Below are 15,074 nucleotides of genomic sequence, written 5' to 3' on the forward strand. Positions count from 1 at the left end.
CTACCTCTTGCGGTCGCGCACCTTGTACGTCGAGGGCCACGACATGCGGGATTCATCGCCCACCAACGGCGTCGCCGATCCACCGACCCGGACGTCGTAGGCTTCCTGCCCGGCGCCGACCTCGCGATTGGCGTGCTCCTGAGCCAGGTAGTAGAGCTGGTCGATCTCGGCCTCGGAGAACGCCACGAAGGTGGTTTTGCGCACGATGTCGTTCATTCCCGCCGTCATCCGGTCGGGCAGGACCCGCGAGGCCAGTGCCGCCAGCCCGAGCAGCGTGAACGGGATGACCCAGTAGCAGATGAACGACAGCGGTGTCCTGGTGTCCAGGATCGTTGCGTCGCCCTGCACGATCGGCGGGATCGACGAGGACACCGTCATTCCGGCGAACGCACCCACCCAGATCCAGGTCAGGATCTTCACGATCTGTTGGAACAGATCGCTTTCCACGACTCCAGGGGGTTGACCTGCCGCCGCGAATTCCAGTACGAACGGCTTGCCGATGAGCAGTCCGATCAGCGCCACCAGGAAGATCCCCGCATTGCTGAGTGGCTGCATCCAGCGCTCCATGACGTCCTGGCTCAGCACCAGGGTCAAGATCGTCAACACGACGAAGGTGGCAAGTGCACCGATCTCCAGGGTCCGCCCAGGTGCCCCGGAGACCCGGCTGATCGTGAATGTCGCGATGGCAGCGGCCAGCGCCACCAGCACGGCGACCAGAAACGGCACGTTGCCGACGAGAACCCAATAGATGATCCACGGCGCGAAGCCAAACAGGATGCCCACGAGCGCCTAGTCTAGGGGCTTACCGTTGCTCCGACGGCAACTACCCACCGCTCGACTGCTCGTCACTCGGCCGGGTATTGCGGCGCCACTCGGAGATCTTGCGACCCATCGAGTCTGCCGCGCTCGTCGCGGCCTGCCCCACTCCGTCGACCACGCCGCCCAAGCCGTCCCGGATGCCCCGGATCAGCGGGTCGTTGGACTGGTCGAAACCGTCCTTGTAATGGCGTGCCGCCGCGCTGACGTCATCAGCCCAACTCGCGTTCCCATCCTCGGACCGCAGCGGATAGTTGCCTGCCATGATCGCGCCGTATCCGCCGGTATCGACCCACTTGGTCAGTGCCGCCGCCCGGAGCACCGAGAACGGATGCGTCTGCATCTCCAGGTTGAGCAGTTTGAGCACCCCGTCGCGCATGTCGCCGGTCGCGTCATAGTCACGGGCCTGGGCGAGGAACGCCTGCGAGTCGAGCTTGTCGAGGTGCCGGCCGGCCGCCAGCTTCAACTCGACCCGAATCGCCATGTCGAAGTCCTGTCCGCACAGCAGGCCGGCACGGTCCCCCGAAAGTTCGGATTTGCGTTGCCATTCCTGCAAGGCCGCGACGATCGCCCGCAGCGCCCAGCCACCGATCGGGATGAAGCCGAACGACGAGGCCAACCGCAGCAGGTGATGGAGCATCGTGCGGTAGACGGCATGGCCGCTGAGCGCATGCCCGAGCTCGTGACCGATCACGAAACGCATCTCGTCATGTGTCATCAGCTCGTACATGCCCGAGGTGATGACGATGAACGGGTCCTCCATGCCGATGCAGTACGCATTGGCTTCCGGCGACTGGATGATGAACATCTCCGGGCGTACCGGAGCGTCGAGCACCTGCACGCATTCGTCGAGCAACGCGTCGAGGTCGGCGAACTGCCGCGGACCCACCCGCGCCGAACTGGCCAGGTACAGCAGCCGGTGCTTGCGTTCGCGCAACATCCCCGACAGCACCTTGAGGACCTGATCGAATCCCTTGAGCCGACGCAGGGCGGTCAGCGCGGTCCGGTCCGCTGGATGCTCCCAGGCACGGGAACTGATACCGGGAAATACGGTCCGCGTGGTCGCAGGTGTCTGGTCAGTCAATGCTGTGCGCCTTCCTCGTCGTCAGCTCAGAGCCTACGGAGGGTTGAGCCGCCTCGGACGCACAAGATCTCAGGTGTCAGGCGATGATGCGGACCAGATAGGGCGTCATCCCCTGCGCGCGCACCGGCGTGACCGCTACGGCGGGCTCGGTGCCCTGGATCATCTGGTTGTTGCCGAGATAGAGCGCCACACTCTGGGTGCCCTCAGGACCGTAGAAGATCAGGTCACCGGGCAATGCCTGCGCCGGAAGCACCTTCTGCCCGACCTTGTACTGCTCGCCGGATGACCGCGGCATCTTCACCCCGACTCCGCCGAAGGCGTACACGATCAGACCGGAGGCATCGAACCCGACCACATTTGCCGACGGGTCGGGCGCCAAGCCGAGTCCCGGGGTCAGAACCGGAGCGACGGGAGCGGTCACCACGGGCGTCGACAGGCCCGGTGTCAGACCGCCGCCCGCAAGCGGCGGGGTGGCAGGAGCCAGGCCCGCGGCGGGCAGGGAGCGGGCGACACCACGGGTCGGCCCGTTCACATCGCCACCGCCGTAGCTGAAGGGCACACCGCGCTGTGACATCGCGCGGGCGATCACCAGATCGACATAGCGTTGGTTGCCGGTCGGGCGTTCGATCGGCGCGGCGCCGGCCAGTCCGGGAGCCGCTACCAGGAATGCCAGACCGAACAGCAGGGCAAAGGTACGTCTCATCGAACATCAACTCTCTCGACCACCGGAAGGCGACGCCGGCCGCTGGTCGCTGTCAGCCGGGTCAACCATTTGTACCGCTCGATGATCGGTTTGCCCAATTAGATTGGGGCACAGACTCGATCAGATGCAGGACCGTGACCCAACAGTTACCGGAACGGCCTTGGGCAGCCGTTGTGCAGGTGGCCTCGGCACCGCCTCGTGCGCCGCGCGCCGGGGTGACTGCCCTCCCGCTCGGCAAAGTATCGGTGGGAGATCCGGTTTGACTTCGTCCGGGGCGAAAAACGTTGTGGGGCAGGCTGGCCGAGAGGGCTCACCACGTTTGCGGATGACCTGACACCATGGTGGCATGCATTCCGACGCGCATCCTCAATCCTGGTCTTCCCGGCTCTGGGAACCGATCGAGCCGACATTCACCGCGATCCTCGCTCACCCGTTCCTGACCGGCCTGACCGACGGCAGCCTGGACGACGCGGCGTTCGCCCACTACGTGGCACAGGACGTCCACTATCTGCGCGACTATGCCCGCGCGTTGGCCATCGTCGCCGCCAAAGCCCCCACGCTGGCGGAGACCGCGATGTTCTCCCGGCACGCCGCCGAGGTCTTCGATGTCGAGTTGGGCCTACACAGCGAGCTGCTTCCCGAACTGGGCCTGGACATCGAGGCGTTGAACGCGACGCCGATCGCCCCGACCACACGCGCCTACACGAGTTATCTGCTGGCCGCTGCCTACAGCGGCACCTTCGCCGAGGGGTTGGCGGCGGTCCTGCCCTGTTACTGGATCTACGCCCGGGTCGGGGCGGCGTTGCTGGAACGCGGTTCGCCCGATCGGCGCTATCAGCGTTGGATCGACAGCTACGGGGGCGACGAGTTCGCCGCCACGGTTGCCGAGGTGCTCGAGCTGACCGATCGGCTGGGACCGACACTGGGCGGGGCGGACGAAGCCGCCGCACGAGCCCATTTCGAGGTCACCGCGAAATACGAATGGATGTTCTTCGACGCGGCATATCGCCGCGAGCAGTGGCCGATCTGAGCGCCGGCCGGTTCCTCACCGGCGCGGGGCGCGCCGGTGAGGAGTGGTGACGACGATCAGAGTGCGGCCAGCGCGGCGTCGTAGTCGGGTTCCTGAACGATCTCGGGCACCAGCTCGGTGTAGGCCACCTTGCCGTCGGCGCCGATGACGACGACGGCACGTCCCAGCAGACCGGCCATCGGGCCGTCGGACATGGTGACTCCGTAATCCTCACCGAAGCTGTCCCGGAAAGCCGACGCGGTGATGACGTTCTCGATGCCCTCGGCTCCGCAGAAACGGCTCAGCGCGAACGGGAGGTCCTTCGAGACGCACAAGACCGTGGCACCGGCGGCAGCGGCCCGTTCGTTGAAGGTGCGCACGCTGGCGGCGCAAATCCCGGTGTCCACCGACGGGAAGATGTTCAGCAGCACCGACTTGCCCGCGAACTGGTCGTTGGTGACGGCGCCGAGATCGGTACCGGTGACCGAGAAGCTCGGGGCGGAGCTACCGACTGCCGGCAGGTCGCCGACCGTGTTGATGGGGTTTCCTTTGAAGGTGATCTGTGCCATGGGGCACAGTCTGTCAAAACCGGATGCGGCGCGGGCGGGCCGGGGTGCGACGATGGTGGTGATGATCGATCTGCCCGAGCCGGTGCGCGCGATGGGCAGGCGGGGACCTCACTGGCAATCATGGGTCGATGGCCTGCCACGACTGATCCGGGCCCAGTTCGACGAATGGGGCCTGCACGCCGACGGGCCCGCCGATCACGGCTACTGCTCGATCGTCCTACCGGTACGCACCGACGAGGGTGTGCCCGCAGTCCTCAAGGCCGCGTTCCCGGATGACGAGTCCGAACACGAACACCTCGCGTTACGACGATGGGCGGGAGCCGGAGCGGTCCGGTTACTGCGGGCCGATCCGCACCGGCGGACGATGCTGCTGGAGCGATTGCACCACCGAAATCTCAATGAGCTCTGGGATATTGAGGCGTGTGAGGTCGTCGCCGGGATCTACGACCGGATCCATGTACCGGCTCTGCCGCAGCTGCGGTCGCTGGCCGACTACACGTCCCGGTCGACAGCTGACCTGGCACGTCTCCCCCGCAACGCCCCTGTTCCACGACGACTCGTGGAACAGGCGATCACCCTCGGCAAGGAGCTGGCCGCGGATCCCGTGGCCACCGGCACCCTGATCCACGGTGATCTGCACTACGAGAACGTCCTGGCCGCCGACCGCGCGCCATGGCTGGTGATCGATCCCAAGCCGATGAACGGCGATCCGCACTACGACATCGCGCCGATGCTGTGGAACCGGTGGGACGAGCTGGCGGGTTACGTTCGCGACGGGGTCCGGCGCCGGCTGTCGGCCCTGGTCGACGCCGCCGGCCTGGATGCCGACAGGGCCCGGGCCTGGGTCATCGTGCGGGTGATGCAGAACGCGATGTGGGAGCTGACCGAAACACCGGAACCCGACATCGACGAGCTGACGCGATGCGTGGCGATCGCCAAGGCCGTTCAGGACTGACGTTCAGGACTGAGTCGTCAGATCACCTTGTACGTGAGGTCGTAGAGTGCGCCCGCGCCGCTGAACTGCTGGGTGAGCTCGCCCCGACCCAACTCGTCCGAGCGGATGAATATCGAGCCCACGTCCTGCATCTCGTCGGTACGCACGTCCACCTCCCTCAACACGATCTCCAACTGGCCGTCGAACGGCAGCAGTCGGTCCAGATCCACCACATCCCCCTGGCACATCGACACAGCCTTGAACTGAAACCCGTCAGCCCTGCTGATACTGAGCTCGTCGGTCCCCGCGGAGTCCTGGGTCCGTACGGCCCGGAGTTCCGACAGCTTGGCGAACAACGACATGGCATCCTCCGTTGGATCTTCCCGCCAGCGGTAGCTGACCACGTCGATTCTCGAGTCGCCGCCACGCCGCACACATGCGTAGTGCGCTACTTGAATCTGTTCGGCGGAGGTTGCTGATCCCAGACCCGCGGCAAACCACCCGAGGTGACATCAGAGCAGTTCACGATGCGGAAATGGCACCCTGCAGGCGCTCGCGCCACCACGCCAGCCGGGCCGGGTCGGTGACCGCGTACCGCTCAAGTCGGTCGGGCTGCGGCGCGGGCGGCATCGGCGCCACCGGCAGGTAGCCATCGACAGTGACCAGAGACCGCGAATCCGCGACGACATCGCCGGCGAGGAATCCCCTGGTTCCCAATTCACACGCGAACGCCAACTCGGGTAACGCTCCCGCCAGCGCGAGCCCCGCCCCGAGTCCGATCGTCGTCTCCAGCGTTGAGGTGACCACACACGGCAACCCGCACGACTCGGCAACCCGCAACGCGCGCCTGGCCCCACCCAGCGGACCGGTGGCGAGCACGGCGATGTCGGCGGCCTCGCCCAGGCGTAGGCCCATCGGATCGTCGGATTCGCGGATCGACTCGCCGACCGCGACAGGCACCTCGACCCTTCTCCTGACCTGCGCCAACTCGTCGACCGTAGGGCACGGCTGGGTGACGAACTCCAATCCACCGGCCACCCGATCGAGTGCACCGATGGCGGCGACCGCGGTGTCCGGATCCCACCGGCCCTTGGCGTCGCACCGCAGGACACCGCCCGCCCCGAGCCCGTCGCGCACGGCACGGACCCGCTCAAGGTCCTCGGCCAATCCCCCGACACCCACTTCTACCGCCGCGGTCCGACAACCCGATGCGGCGGCAATCTCACGCGCCCGTACGGCGTCCACGGCAGGAATCGTGATCGCGATGGGAACTCGGCCACGCACCGGATCGGGCCAGCCGACGGTTCCCGGCTCGGTGGCTGACGTGAGCCAGCGGCCCAGCGCGGCCTCGTGCGGCAGCGGGCTGAACTCCCCCCACCCCTGCGGGCCTTCGATCAGCATTCCCTCGCGAACAGTGAGCCCACCGACCGGCTCGATGGTCGGGATGGCGAAAACCGGCGCACGGTCGAAGTCGATGAGGGTCTGCACAACCACGTGACGCTAGCGGACCGAACCGGGCGTAGGCAGACAACCCGCGGCTTAGACTGCGCCCGTAGGTCCGAAAGAGGTGCAGCTCATGAGGAGACAATCAATGACGAGCGCAGTGTGGCGCAGGGTGTTCACCGTGGTGTCGGCCGCGGTGCTGTCGGCCGGGTCGATGGCGGTGGCCACGATCGTGACGCCGGCCCCGAGCTCGGCCTGCCCGCCCGGGGAAACCGGCGTCACCAACGGTTGTTCGCCTTTCTGCATACCGGGCCGACAGCTCGACACCGCGACCGGGCTGTGCCTGCCGGTACCGCCCTCACCGCCGGCACCGAATGGCGTTGCGACACCGCTTTTCTAAGCCGATACGCTGGGCGACATGGCGCAGGTACTGACGGTCAACGTGGCCCATCCACGACCCAACACGGCCGAGGGCCGCGCAGTCACCGGCATCGACAAGCGTCCGGTCGACGGGGCGGTCGCGGTACGCGCGCCCGGCCCGATGCACGGCGGACTCGGCAGCGGGCTCGTCGGCGACACGATCGGCGACCAACAGTTCCACGGCGGCGACGATCAGGCGGTGTACGCCTACGCCCGCGAGGACCTCGACAGCTGGCAGACCGAGCTGGACCGGGAGATCGCCAACGGTGTGTTCGGCGAGAACCTGACGACCGCGGGCGTCGATGTCACCAACGCCGTCATCGGTGAAAGGTGGCGGGTCGGTTCTCACGGGCTCGAGCTCGAGGTGTCCCGGCCCCGCATCCCCTGCCGGACGTTCGCAAACTGGCTGCAGATCAACGGATGGGTGAAAACCTTTACCAGGACGGCGATCCCGGGTGCGTATCTGCGGCTGGTCACGCCTGGACCGGTATCTGCCGGCGACGAGATCGTGGTGACCGATCGGCCCGACCATGACATCACCGTCGGCTTCGTGTTCCGGGCACTGACCCTTGAGCCAGAGCATCTGCCCGCGATCCTGCAGGCTCCTGCCCTGCCGGAACCCCTGCGGGAACTCGCCGAACGCCGCACCGCCTCCAGCTGATCGGCCGGGGTCTGCCTGTGTGGCAGGCTATTCCGGCCACTTGTTGGCGAGGATCACCTCGACGAAGTCTTCCCGCACGAAAGTGTCGTCGAAGTGGGCCAGCACGTCGGCGTTGACGGTGCCGAAGGTCGACCCGGGACGCTGCTGTACCCCGTCGGTGAATGCCTGCAGGATGCGGTTCTTGAAGTCGGGCCGCGGATTCGCCGCGGTGACGGCACTCAGATCGTCCGGTGTCAGGTTGTCGAGGCCGATCCCGAGCACATCGGTTTCGACGCCGGCTGTCACCAGGGCGATCTCAGGCTCGAGGAACTCGGGCACCCCCGGCGTGGTGTGCAGTGCGATGCCCAGCCACACCTTGCGCGCGGCGGCCTCGTCGACCCCGCGCTGCAACAGGAAGTCCCGTGCGGCGTTGGCGCCGTCGACCTCGAAGCGCAATTGTGATGACGTGCGGTAGCCGTCGGTCAACCCGATGTCGTGGAACATCGCGCCGACGTACAGCAGCTCAAGGTCTGGCTGCAGGCCTCTGCGCAGGCCTTGCAGCGCGCCGAAGTAGAACACCCGGCGGGAGTGATGGAACAGCAGGTCGTCTTCGACATCGCGGATGTACTCGGTGGCCTCGCGCACCAACGCGGTGTCCGGCAGTTCGATCCCGGCGATGTTGCCGGTCAATGATGTGGTCATGGGTGTCTCCTTCAGACTCGAATCAATGGGTGGGCGGGTTCAGGTGATAGCGGGTCACGATGTCGTCGAACCATTCCGGCACCCCGTAGGTGAGGCCGTACCGGTTCGAGAGTTCGATGAACTCGGCGGTGGTGTGCAGGGGTGGGCTGTCCGGCCCGGGTTCACCGGCTGCGGTCAGTAGCTCACCGAGTTCGCGGAAGTAGTTCTCGAAACCGTTTCCCGGCGTGATGACTTCGATGATGCGACCAGGCGTCGAACCCGCGTTCCACATGGCGTGCATCTGCCCGCGCGGCTTCGTGATGTAACCGCCCGGTCCCAGAACCACTTCACTGTCATCCGAACGGAACCCGATCTCACCGGACAACACGATCGAGTGTTCGTCCTCGTTGGTGTGGCGGTGCGCCGCGGTGATTATGCCGACCGCGAAGGGATGCTCGACAATCGAGACCAGGCCCCCGGTGGTACGGCCGGTGAGCTTGAAAACCGCGCCGAAGCCAGGGATTTCAGCCGTATCCCCGGCCCCGGGCTGGACCACTGTGACGGTTGCACCTGCGGTGGATGACATGTGAACCTCCTTGTCGGCGTGCAACCAGTCTGCGCCGCGGCCCAGTTCCCCGAACATGTCCGATCCGCCATCTTTCCCACAAAAAGCGACACAATGGCTACATGGCACAGGTTGGGGAGCCACGGGAGATCGTGATCGCCGTCTTCGACGGGATGAAACTGCTGGATGCCGCCGGGCCCGCCGAAGTCTTCGCCGAGGCCAACCGGTTCGGCGCCGACTACCGACTGCGGTTCGCCTCGGTCGACGGCGCCGACGTCCTCACCTCGATCGGCACGAGATTCGCGGTGACCGATCGAATCGCGGAGATCGACCGCGTGGACACCGTATTGGTCTCCGGCGGAGACAATCTCGTGGGCCGACCGATCGATCCGAACCTGGTGGCAGCACTGCGAGAGGTGCCCACTCGAGCCCGGCGGCTCGCGTCGATCTGCACCGGGTCGTTCATCCTCGCCGAGGCCGGCCTGCTCGACGGCCGCCGGGCCACCACGCACTGGCGGCACGCACGGCTACTGGCGCGTGCCTATCCCACGATCTCGGTCGAACCCGACGCCATCTTTGTCCGGGACGGGGCCGTCTACACGTCGGCGGGCGTATCGGCGGGCATCGATCTGGCCTTGGCGCTGGTGGAGTCGGACTACGGTGCCGAACTGGTGCGCGACGTCGCCCGGTCACTGGTCGTGTATCTCAAGCGAGCCGGCGGCCAGTCACAGTTCTCGACGCTGGTCGAGTCCGACGCGCCGGCAGAGTCGGCGCTGCGACAGGTCACCGATGCGATCGCGGCCGACCCGACGGCCGACCACAGCGTGAAAAGCCTTGCGGCACTGGCTTCGTTGAGTACCCGACAGCTGACCCGGCTGTTTCAAGCCGAGCTGGGCACCACACCGGCGCGCTACGTCGAAACTGTGCGGATCGATGTCGCCCGAGCAGCCCTCGACGCGGGACGACAGGTGGGAGAAACCGCCCGCCTGGCCGGTTTCGGAAGCGCCGAGACCCTACGGCGAGTGTTCGTCAACCACCTCGGGGTGTCACCACGGGCTTACCGCGACCGCTTCCGCACCACCTCCCGCGGCTGAGCTCCACGCTCAGACCCAGCGCGGAAGTTCCTTGCCGATCAGCGGCGCGATCTTGTCCGCCATGTAGGCGTGGCCGGCGTCGGTCGGGTGGATGCCGTCCGCCCCGATCAGCTCCGGGTTGTCGAAGAACCAGCGCTCGGCGATCGGATCGACGAACATCGCCCCCACCTGCCGGGCCTGATCGCGCAAGATGTCGCGGACGCCGAGCAGATTCGGCGGTACATCGGCGTTCACCCATGGCGGCCCGATCACCAGCATCCGGGCGGTGGGAGCGGCCTGCCGCGCCATCGTCAGCGCATCGTGGCTCAACCGCGTCACCGCACCCAGGTCAGCATCCTTGTCGTTACGTGAGCCGAAGAAAACGATCAACGCGTCGTCAGGTTGCACCGCCCGAGGCGTCAGGTCGGCGAAGACGCTGCCACGGTTACCACGCGCCTCATAGCCTGCGCCCCCTTCGGCCACCACATCGGCGTCGACCTGCACACCGCGCTGTGCCAATTTCTGCCAGGCCAGCGGAGCCCAGTTCCTCGGCCCCATGCCACCCTCGGCGGGCATGCCAGTGGTGTAGGAGTCTCCGATCACCGCGATGTGGCTGATCTGGGGATCCAGGCCGGAGGTGACAAAGCGCCGCTGAGGGGCCTGCGCGAACAGCCCCACCAGGAGGGCGAGCGAGACGATGAAAGTGGTCAGACGACTCACTGCAACCTCCACTGCCGGCGAGACTCAATTCGTCCCGGACCGCGATACCGAGACAGCCTAAGGTGTGAACCTGGGCCGTAGATAGGCGGCTGGTGACACAGCGATAACAAGGGCATAACAACCTGTCGCGCAGCGGGTTTGGATGGTTACAACGGTCAGCCCGCGCGGGCTGGAACCTCGTCGGACCGGTCTGCGGACTCCGTGTCGATCCGGTGCAGTTTCGTGTTCGGCGGGTCGACCGGCCGGATGTCGACCATCCGGCGCATCCAGCGCCTGGCAGGCTCCTCCACGAGGTGATACAGCGCGATCGCGCCGATCACCGAGATCGCGAACAGGCCGAGCAGCGTCGCCTTACCCGAGAGCGTGGGTGTCAGGGTCAGCTCGAATTGCCGGGTGGTCCAGATCCAGGCGGTATGGACCAACTCGTGCACCATGTACAGGCCGAACGAGATCTGTCCGCCGTAGACCAGAAGTCTGGTGGACAACAATGCCGGCAGGCTGCCGACGCCGACCGCCAGAGCGACCACCTGCGGGACGAAGAGAATGTCGACCATGCCGCCGGCATCGCCGACGGTGTTCAACGGGTGCTTGTCGAAGAAGTACAGTCCGCCGACGATGGCGGCGCCCAACAGGATCGAGAGATAGCCGGCACCCTTCTGGGTCCGGTCTGTCAGATGAAGCTTGCGCACCGCCGCACATGCCAGTGCGCCGGCGGTGAACTGCATGACGATGCGGGGCAGCCAGCTCCACGGGGTGTAGAAGTGGCCGGTGGCCATCAACAGCACCACCGGTGGCACCGCCGCGGCGATGGCCAGTAGGACCAGACTCCGCGCCCGGGTCGCGCGGGCGATCCGGAAGATGACCAGGATCAGCGCACCGAACAGCAGGTAGGCCAGCCACTCGGCGCTGATCGACCATGCCGGTCCGTCCCAGCTCGAACCGTCGAAGTAGGGCTCGAACCACAGTTGGACCAGGAACAGCTGCCGCACATAGCTGACGGCGTTGTAACCGCTCGTGTCCTCGGGCGGGATATGCCCGACGTTGAGGGTGAAGATCAGCCACAGCGCGGCCAGATGCAGCGTGACGAGGTACACCGGCCACACCCGCGACAACCGCAACCAAAGGAAGTGCAAGGTGGCCCGGGTGGACCAGGTGGGGCCCATCCGGTCGATGTAGTTCCAGGTCAGGACGAATCCGCTGAGGATGAAGAACAGGTCGACGCCCTGGGCGCCGCGGTCCAGTACGGGGGCGAGGGCCTTGGTGACATCGGGTGCTACCTCGTAGAGCAGGGGCCGGAAGTGGAACAGGACCACCCACACGGCTGCAACGATGCGCAGTCCCGTCAGGGCCTTGATCTCTGCGCCGCGCACAACACCCTTTTCCGTATCCACTGGCCTGATTCGTCACGTTCCCGCCGCGGCTGGCCGGGCGGATCGGCCCGCGATTCGCGCAACCGGCAGCTCTCGCAGACTAGCAGCGCGCCTTTGCAGGTCGCGCTTGCCGCGCGGTGTAACCGTGCCGGGTGCCCCGCCGAGGTGCGCGAACACCGGCTCGGGTGATCTTGTGCAGCAAAGCATTTGCCGACGTCGCCGCCCCAGCGGATCCTCGTGGCCTGCGCCGACCCGGCGTGTCCGATTCCTGGCAGTCCGCCCGGTACGCCGATAGGCTCGAGTCACGTGATCTCTCGGGGAGGTTTGAGATGACCAGCACGCTCGGCCGCTGCGCCGCAGGCATCGGCGCGGTACTCGCGCCGTTCGGTCTGATGGCAGTGGTTACGGTCGCCGCACCGGCAGTCAGCTGGGCCGACTGTGCGGCCGGAGAATGGTGGGACCCGGTGGCGAATGTGTGCCACCCGCCGGTCGTGCCACTGGGATGTGAGAACGGCGCCTGGTGGGACCCGGTGGCCAACACCTGTCGCCCGCCGGTCGTGCCGCCGCCGCCGATGTGCGACAACGGCTGGTGGTGGGACCCGGTCGGCAATGCCTGCCGGCCGCCGCTGATCCCGCCCGGCTGATCACTGCACCGCGAGCAGTCAGGGCATCGGGACCGACGATCCGTCGTAATTGCGGGCGTTGTTGTTCAGGGTGTCCATCCACGCGCGCAGCTTGGCGCCGCCGACCAAGGCCGGGATGGTGCCGTTGGCCGGGGTGTCGGGGGCGGCGTCGGTTGGCTGCCACGGCTGGCAACCACTCGTCTTGAACGCCTTGTCGGTCGCCTCGATCGTGATGACCTGCGGCTTCTTCGTGAATGCGTTGTCGATGATGTCGCCGCCGTGCAGATCCGCCATTCGCTTCCAGTAGCAGGTGCCACCCTCGACCGGCCCGGCCGAGGCGTAGTTACCCGGCTGGATATCGGTACCGACCATGAACAGGCCGTCGTGGTCGATCGCCGTTCCGGCCGCGGGGGCAGCTGCGGCCGCCGGGGCCGCGGGGCCGGCCGGCGCCGCGTCGACGGGACCGGGGGGCGGGCCCGGCGCGGGCACGGGCCCCGGCGCGGGACCTGGAGCCGGGACGACCGGATCGGCGCTGGCGATGCCAGTGAACGCCCCGCCTGCAGATACCACCAGGGCGGCAGCGAGGATCACGGCTTTCATCGGCTTCATGAAAACCCAGGGTACCGGCTACAGCGCAGTGGTCTGGTGCCCTTGGGTCGAGGTCTGCTGCGACAAATCCCGTCGGCGTGATCTGTGGCACGCTCGCGGTGTGGAGCCTGCAAGTCCCGATCCCGATGCACCCCACCTGGCCGATGTGGTCCCCTCCGTGCTCGCTGCGATGGGCGCGCCCGGGTTCGACGCGCGGATCGCCTGGCCCGGCCCGATCCGCGGAGCCTGCGTTCTGCTGATCGACGGACTCGGCGCCGAACTGCTCGCCGCCCATGCCGCCGACGCACCCGCACTCACCGCCATGTCAGATGCCGCCAACCGGACCCTGCACGTCGGGTTCCCGTCCACCACGGCAGCGGGGCTGGCGGCGATCGGTACCGGATACCGCTCGGGTGAACACGGATTTGTCGGCTACTCGTTCCGGGTTCCCGAAGCCGGCCCGGAATTCGACGTGATGAACGCGCTGAGGTGGCGCCCGCATCCGTGGGGGCCTGATCTTCGCGACCGCGTGGTGCCCGAGCAGATCCAACCGCTGCCCACCACGTTCGAACGGGCCGGGGCGGCCGGATTCGAGGTCTCGGTCGTGTCCGGCGCCGAGCACGCCGGTTCCGGCCTGACCCGGGCGCTGCTGCGCGGCGGACGCTACGTCGGCGTGCACGCTCTCGGCGATCTCGCCGCCGAGAGCATCGCGGCAGTCGCAGGCAGCGGCTTCTGTTACGGCTACCACGCCGACCTCGACCTGGTGGGCCACCTGCACGGACCCGGGTCCCCTGCCTGGCGGATGCAGTTGCGCCAGGTCGACCGCCTGGTGGAGTCGGTGCTGGAAGCTCTGCCGTCGGAATGCCTGCTGACGGTGGTGGCCGACCACGGAATGGTCGCCGTGGATCCAGCGGCGGCGATCGACATCGACGAGTGCGAACCGCTTCGCGACGGGGTGGTCGCGGTGGGTGGTGAAGCCCGCGCCCGGCACGTCTACACCGCCGCGGGCGCGGCCGACGACGTTCTCACCGCATGGCGGACCACCCTGGCGGATTCGGCGTGGGTGATGTCGCGGGACGAGGCCATCGGAGCGGGCTGGTTCGGCCCTCGGGTACGTGACGACGTCCGTTCCCGCATCGGCGATGTGGTCGCCGCCGCGCGCAGCTCAGCCGCGTTGCTGAGACGCCGAGTCGAACCCCTGGAGTCGGCATTGATCGGCCATCACGGTTCGCTGACGAGCGCCGAGCAATATGTCCCGCTGCTGTCGGCGATCGGCTGAACCAACCACGCACCCGAAACAGGCTTAGATGGGCTAAGATTCACCGCATGAAGCTTGCAGGGCTGGCAGTGATCGGTGCCGCGGCGGCAATTGCCTTCGCCGCTCCCGCACATGCCGAGATTGATACTGATTTCGCCAATGAGCTGCACACCTTCGGTATCTACGGGCAGCGGGACTACAACGCCTGGATCGCCAAGATCATGTGCAAGCGGCTGCACAACGGCGTCGACCACACCGCCCAGGACTCGGTCGGTTTCGTGAAGAAGCAACTGGCCAAGGACAGCACCGACGCCCAGTCGTGGCAGTTCACCGGCACCGCTATCAACTACTACTGCCCCGATCAGCGCTTCGTCTACGAACAGGCCGCGCACTGATCGGCCTGATCAACACTTTTGGGAGCGACATGTTGAACCGCACGAGCGTCAAGAACCTGATCCGCACCGGCGTGGCCACCTGCGCCGTCGCCGGCAGCCTGGCCGGCGCCGGGATCGCAAATGCCGACGCCACCGACGACTACCCGATCCCCAACCGGATCCTGCGCACCCCGTGCACCGCCG

Annotated in this window: 19 protein-coding genes and 1 pseudogene; 9 read left to right on the top strand and 11 right to left on the bottom strand. The window is 66.9% G+C overall.

What is annotated here, in order from left to right:
* From AC4LGL_RS28550 to ripD, 3 genes are all read right to left on the bottom strand, one after another.
* Positions 1–783, bottom strand: a complete 783-nt coding sequence (locus AC4LGL_RS28550) for a hypothetical protein (RefSeq protein ID WP_491841681.1) — start codon at positions 781–783, stop codon at positions 1–3.
* Positions 784–823: 40 nt separating this feature from the next.
* Positions 824–1,900: a M48 family metallopeptidase gene (locus tag AC4LGL_RS28555; RefSeq protein ID WP_491841682.1), complete on the bottom strand. Its 1,077-nt coding sequence runs from the start codon at positions 1,898–1,900 to the stop codon at positions 824–826.
* 76 nt (positions 1,901–1,976) lie between these two features.
* Complete coding sequence (gene ripD, locus AC4LGL_RS28560) at positions 1,977–2,603, bottom strand: NlpC/P60 family peptidoglycan-binding protein RipD (RefSeq protein WP_055114331.1); 627 nt, start codon at positions 2,601–2,603, stop codon at positions 1,977–1,979.
* 346 nt (positions 2,604–2,949) lie between these two features.
* Between ripD and tenA the strand changes: the two genes are divergently transcribed.
* The gene (gene tenA / locus AC4LGL_RS28565) at positions 2,950–3,633 is read left to right on the top strand and encodes a thiaminase II (protein WP_418007469.1); all 684 of its coding nucleotides are present in this window, start codon (positions 2,950–2,952) and stop codon (positions 3,631–3,633) included.
* Between the two features lie 56 nt (positions 3,634–3,689).
* Here the strand turns inward: tenA and tpx are convergent, their stop codons facing one another.
* The gene (gene tpx / locus AC4LGL_RS28570) at positions 3,690–4,181 is read right to left on the bottom strand and encodes a thiol peroxidase (protein WP_055114335.1); all 492 of its coding nucleotides are present in this window, start codon (positions 4,179–4,181) and stop codon (positions 3,690–3,692) included.
* A gap of 61 nt (positions 4,182–4,242) precedes the next feature.
* Here tpx and AC4LGL_RS28575 point away from each other — a divergent pair, with 61 nt between their 5' ends.
* Positions 4,243–5,136 (top strand): aminoglycoside phosphotransferase family protein, encoded by an 894-nt coding sequence (locus AC4LGL_RS28575; RefSeq protein WP_491841696.1) that lies wholly within the window; start codon positions 4,243–4,245, stop codon positions 5,134–5,136.
* Positions 5,137–5,153: 17 nt separating this feature from the next.
* Here the strand turns inward: AC4LGL_RS28575 and AC4LGL_RS28580 are convergent, their stop codons facing one another.
* Both AC4LGL_RS28580 and AC4LGL_RS28585 read right to left on the bottom strand, forming a co-directional pair.
* Positions 5,154–5,477: a hypothetical protein gene (locus tag AC4LGL_RS28580; protein WP_133058745.1), complete on the bottom strand. Its 324-nt coding sequence runs from the start codon at positions 5,475–5,477 to the stop codon at positions 5,154–5,156.
* Between the two features lie 160 nt (positions 5,478–5,637).
* Complete coding sequence (locus AC4LGL_RS28585) at positions 5,638–6,603, bottom strand: o-succinylbenzoate synthase (RefSeq protein WP_491841683.1); 966 nt, start codon at positions 6,601–6,603, stop codon at positions 5,638–5,640.
* Between the two features lie 103 nt (positions 6,604–6,706).
* On the opposite strand from AC4LGL_RS28585, the gene AC4LGL_RS28590 reads away from it, so the two are divergent.
* Both AC4LGL_RS28590 and AC4LGL_RS28595 read left to right on the top strand, forming a co-directional pair.
* Positions 6,707–6,958 (top strand): hypothetical protein, encoded by a 252-nt coding sequence (locus tag AC4LGL_RS28590; protein ID WP_491841684.1) that lies wholly within the window; start codon positions 6,707–6,709, stop codon positions 6,956–6,958.
* A gap of 18 nt (positions 6,959–6,976) precedes the next feature.
* A complete protein-coding gene (locus AC4LGL_RS28595) occupies positions 6,977–7,639 on the top strand; it encodes an MOSC domain-containing protein (protein WP_491841685.1) in 663 nt (220 codons plus the stop codon).
* A gap of 27 nt (positions 7,640–7,666) precedes the next feature.
* Here the strand turns inward: AC4LGL_RS28595 and AC4LGL_RS28600 are convergent, their stop codons facing one another.
* Both AC4LGL_RS28600 and AC4LGL_RS28605 read right to left on the bottom strand, forming a co-directional pair.
* Positions 7,667–8,320 (bottom strand): HD domain-containing protein, encoded by a 654-nt coding sequence (locus tag AC4LGL_RS28600; RefSeq protein ID WP_491841686.1) that lies wholly within the window; start codon positions 8,318–8,320, stop codon positions 7,667–7,669.
* Positions 8,321–8,342: 22 nt separating this feature from the next.
* Positions 8,343–8,885, bottom strand: coding sequence for a cupin domain-containing protein (locus AC4LGL_RS28605; RefSeq protein WP_491841687.1), 543 nt, complete (start codon positions 8,883–8,885; stop codon positions 8,343–8,345).
* Positions 8,886–8,986: 101 nt separating this feature from the next.
* Between AC4LGL_RS28605 and AC4LGL_RS28610 the strand changes: the two genes are divergently transcribed.
* Complete coding sequence (locus AC4LGL_RS28610; RefSeq protein WP_491841688.1) at positions 8,987–9,958, top strand: GlxA family transcriptional regulator; 972 nt, start codon at positions 8,987–8,989, stop codon at positions 9,956–9,958.
* 9 nt (positions 9,959–9,967) lie between these two features.
* Here the strand turns inward: AC4LGL_RS28610 and AC4LGL_RS28615 are convergent, their stop codons facing one another.
* A complete protein-coding gene (locus AC4LGL_RS28615; RefSeq protein WP_055114347.1) occupies positions 9,968–10,657 on the bottom strand; it encodes an Rv0518 family GDSL lipase in 690 nt (229 codons plus the stop codon).
* Between the two features lie 155 nt (positions 10,658–10,812).
* Positions 10,813–12,027, bottom strand: a complete 1,215-nt coding sequence (locus AC4LGL_RS28620; RefSeq protein WP_491841697.1) for an acyltransferase family protein — start codon at positions 12,025–12,027, stop codon at positions 10,813–10,815.
* Between the two features lie 329 nt (positions 12,028–12,356).
* Here AC4LGL_RS28620 and AC4LGL_RS28625 point away from each other — a divergent pair, with 329 nt between their 5' ends.
* Positions 12,357–12,671, top strand: coding sequence for a hypothetical protein (locus tag AC4LGL_RS28625; protein WP_491841689.1), 315 nt, complete (start codon positions 12,357–12,359; stop codon positions 12,669–12,671).
* Between the two features lie 18 nt (positions 12,672–12,689).
* Here the strand turns inward: AC4LGL_RS28625 and AC4LGL_RS28630 are convergent, their stop codons facing one another.
* Positions 12,690–13,259 (bottom strand): Rv1352/Rv1906c domain-containing protein, encoded by a 570-nt coding sequence (locus AC4LGL_RS28630; RefSeq protein ID WP_491841690.1) that lies wholly within the window; start codon positions 13,257–13,259, stop codon positions 12,690–12,692.
* Positions 13,260–13,359: 100 nt separating this feature from the next.
* On the opposite strand from AC4LGL_RS28630, the gene AC4LGL_RS28635 reads away from it, so the two are divergent.
* The 3 genes and pseudogenes from AC4LGL_RS28635 to AC4LGL_RS28645 form a co-directional block, all read left to right on the top strand.
* Positions 13,360–14,517, top strand: a complete 1,158-nt coding sequence (locus AC4LGL_RS28635; RefSeq protein WP_491841691.1) for an alkaline phosphatase family protein — start codon at positions 13,360–13,362, stop codon at positions 14,515–14,517.
* 47 nt (positions 14,518–14,564) lie between these two features.
* Entirely contained in the window at positions 14,565–14,891 is a 327-nt protein-coding gene (locus tag AC4LGL_RS28640) for a DUF732 domain-containing protein (RefSeq protein ID WP_003885825.1), read from the top strand.
* 29 nt (positions 14,892–14,920) lie between these two features.
* Positions 14,921–15,074, top strand: a pseudogene (locus AC4LGL_RS28645) (DUF5078 domain-containing protein); the annotation flags it as partial.

Source organism: Mycolicibacterium arcueilense (assembly GCF_058536225.1).

Bases quoted from the DNA above. Each gene is read 5' to 3' on its own strand.
- AC4LGL_RS28600 (WP_491841686.1), bottom strand. From the start codon at position 8,320: ATGACCACATCATTGACCGGCAACATCGCCGGGATCGAACTGCCGGAC.
- tenA (WP_418007469.1), top strand. From the start codon at position 2,950: ATGCATTCCGACGCGCATCCTCAATCCTGGTCTTCCCGGCTCTGGGAA.
- AC4LGL_RS28595 (WP_491841685.1), top strand. From the start codon at position 6,977: ATGGCGCAGGTACTGACGGTCAACGTGGCCCATCCACGACCCAACACG.
- AC4LGL_RS28590 (WP_491841684.1), top strand. From the start codon at position 6,707: ATGACGAGCGCAGTGTGGCGCAGGGTGTTCACCGTGGTGTCGGCCGCG.
- AC4LGL_RS28605 (WP_491841687.1), bottom strand. From the start codon at position 8,885: ATGTCATCCACCGCAGGTGCAACCGTCACAGTGGTCCAGCCCGGGGCC.
- AC4LGL_RS28630 (WP_491841690.1), bottom strand. From the start codon at position 13,259: ATGAAGCCGATGAAAGCCGTGATCCTCGCTGCCGCCCTGGTGGTATCT.
- AC4LGL_RS28610 (WP_491841688.1), top strand. From the start codon at position 8,987: ATGGCACAGGTTGGGGAGCCACGGGAGATCGTGATCGCCGTCTTCGAC.
- ripD (WP_055114331.1), bottom strand. From the start codon at position 2,603: ATGAGACGTACCTTTGCCCTGCTGTTCGGTCTGGCATTCCTGGTAGCG.
- AC4LGL_RS28575 (WP_491841696.1), top strand. From the start codon at position 4,243: ATGATCGATCTGCCCGAGCCGGTGCGCGCGATGGGCAGGCGGGGACCT.
- AC4LGL_RS28625 (WP_491841689.1), top strand. From the start codon at position 12,357: ATGACCAGCACGCTCGGCCGCTGCGCCGCAGGCATCGGCGCGGTACTC.
- tpx (WP_055114335.1), bottom strand. From the start codon at position 4,181: ATGGCACAGATCACCTTCAAAGGAAACCCCATCAACACGGTCGGCGAC.
- AC4LGL_RS28640 (WP_003885825.1), top strand. From the start codon at position 14,565: ATGAAGCTTGCAGGGCTGGCAGTGATCGGTGCCGCGGCGGCAATTGCC.
- AC4LGL_RS28580 (WP_133058745.1), bottom strand. From the start codon at position 5,477: ATGTCGTTGTTCGCCAAGCTGTCGGAACTCCGGGCCGTACGGACCCAG.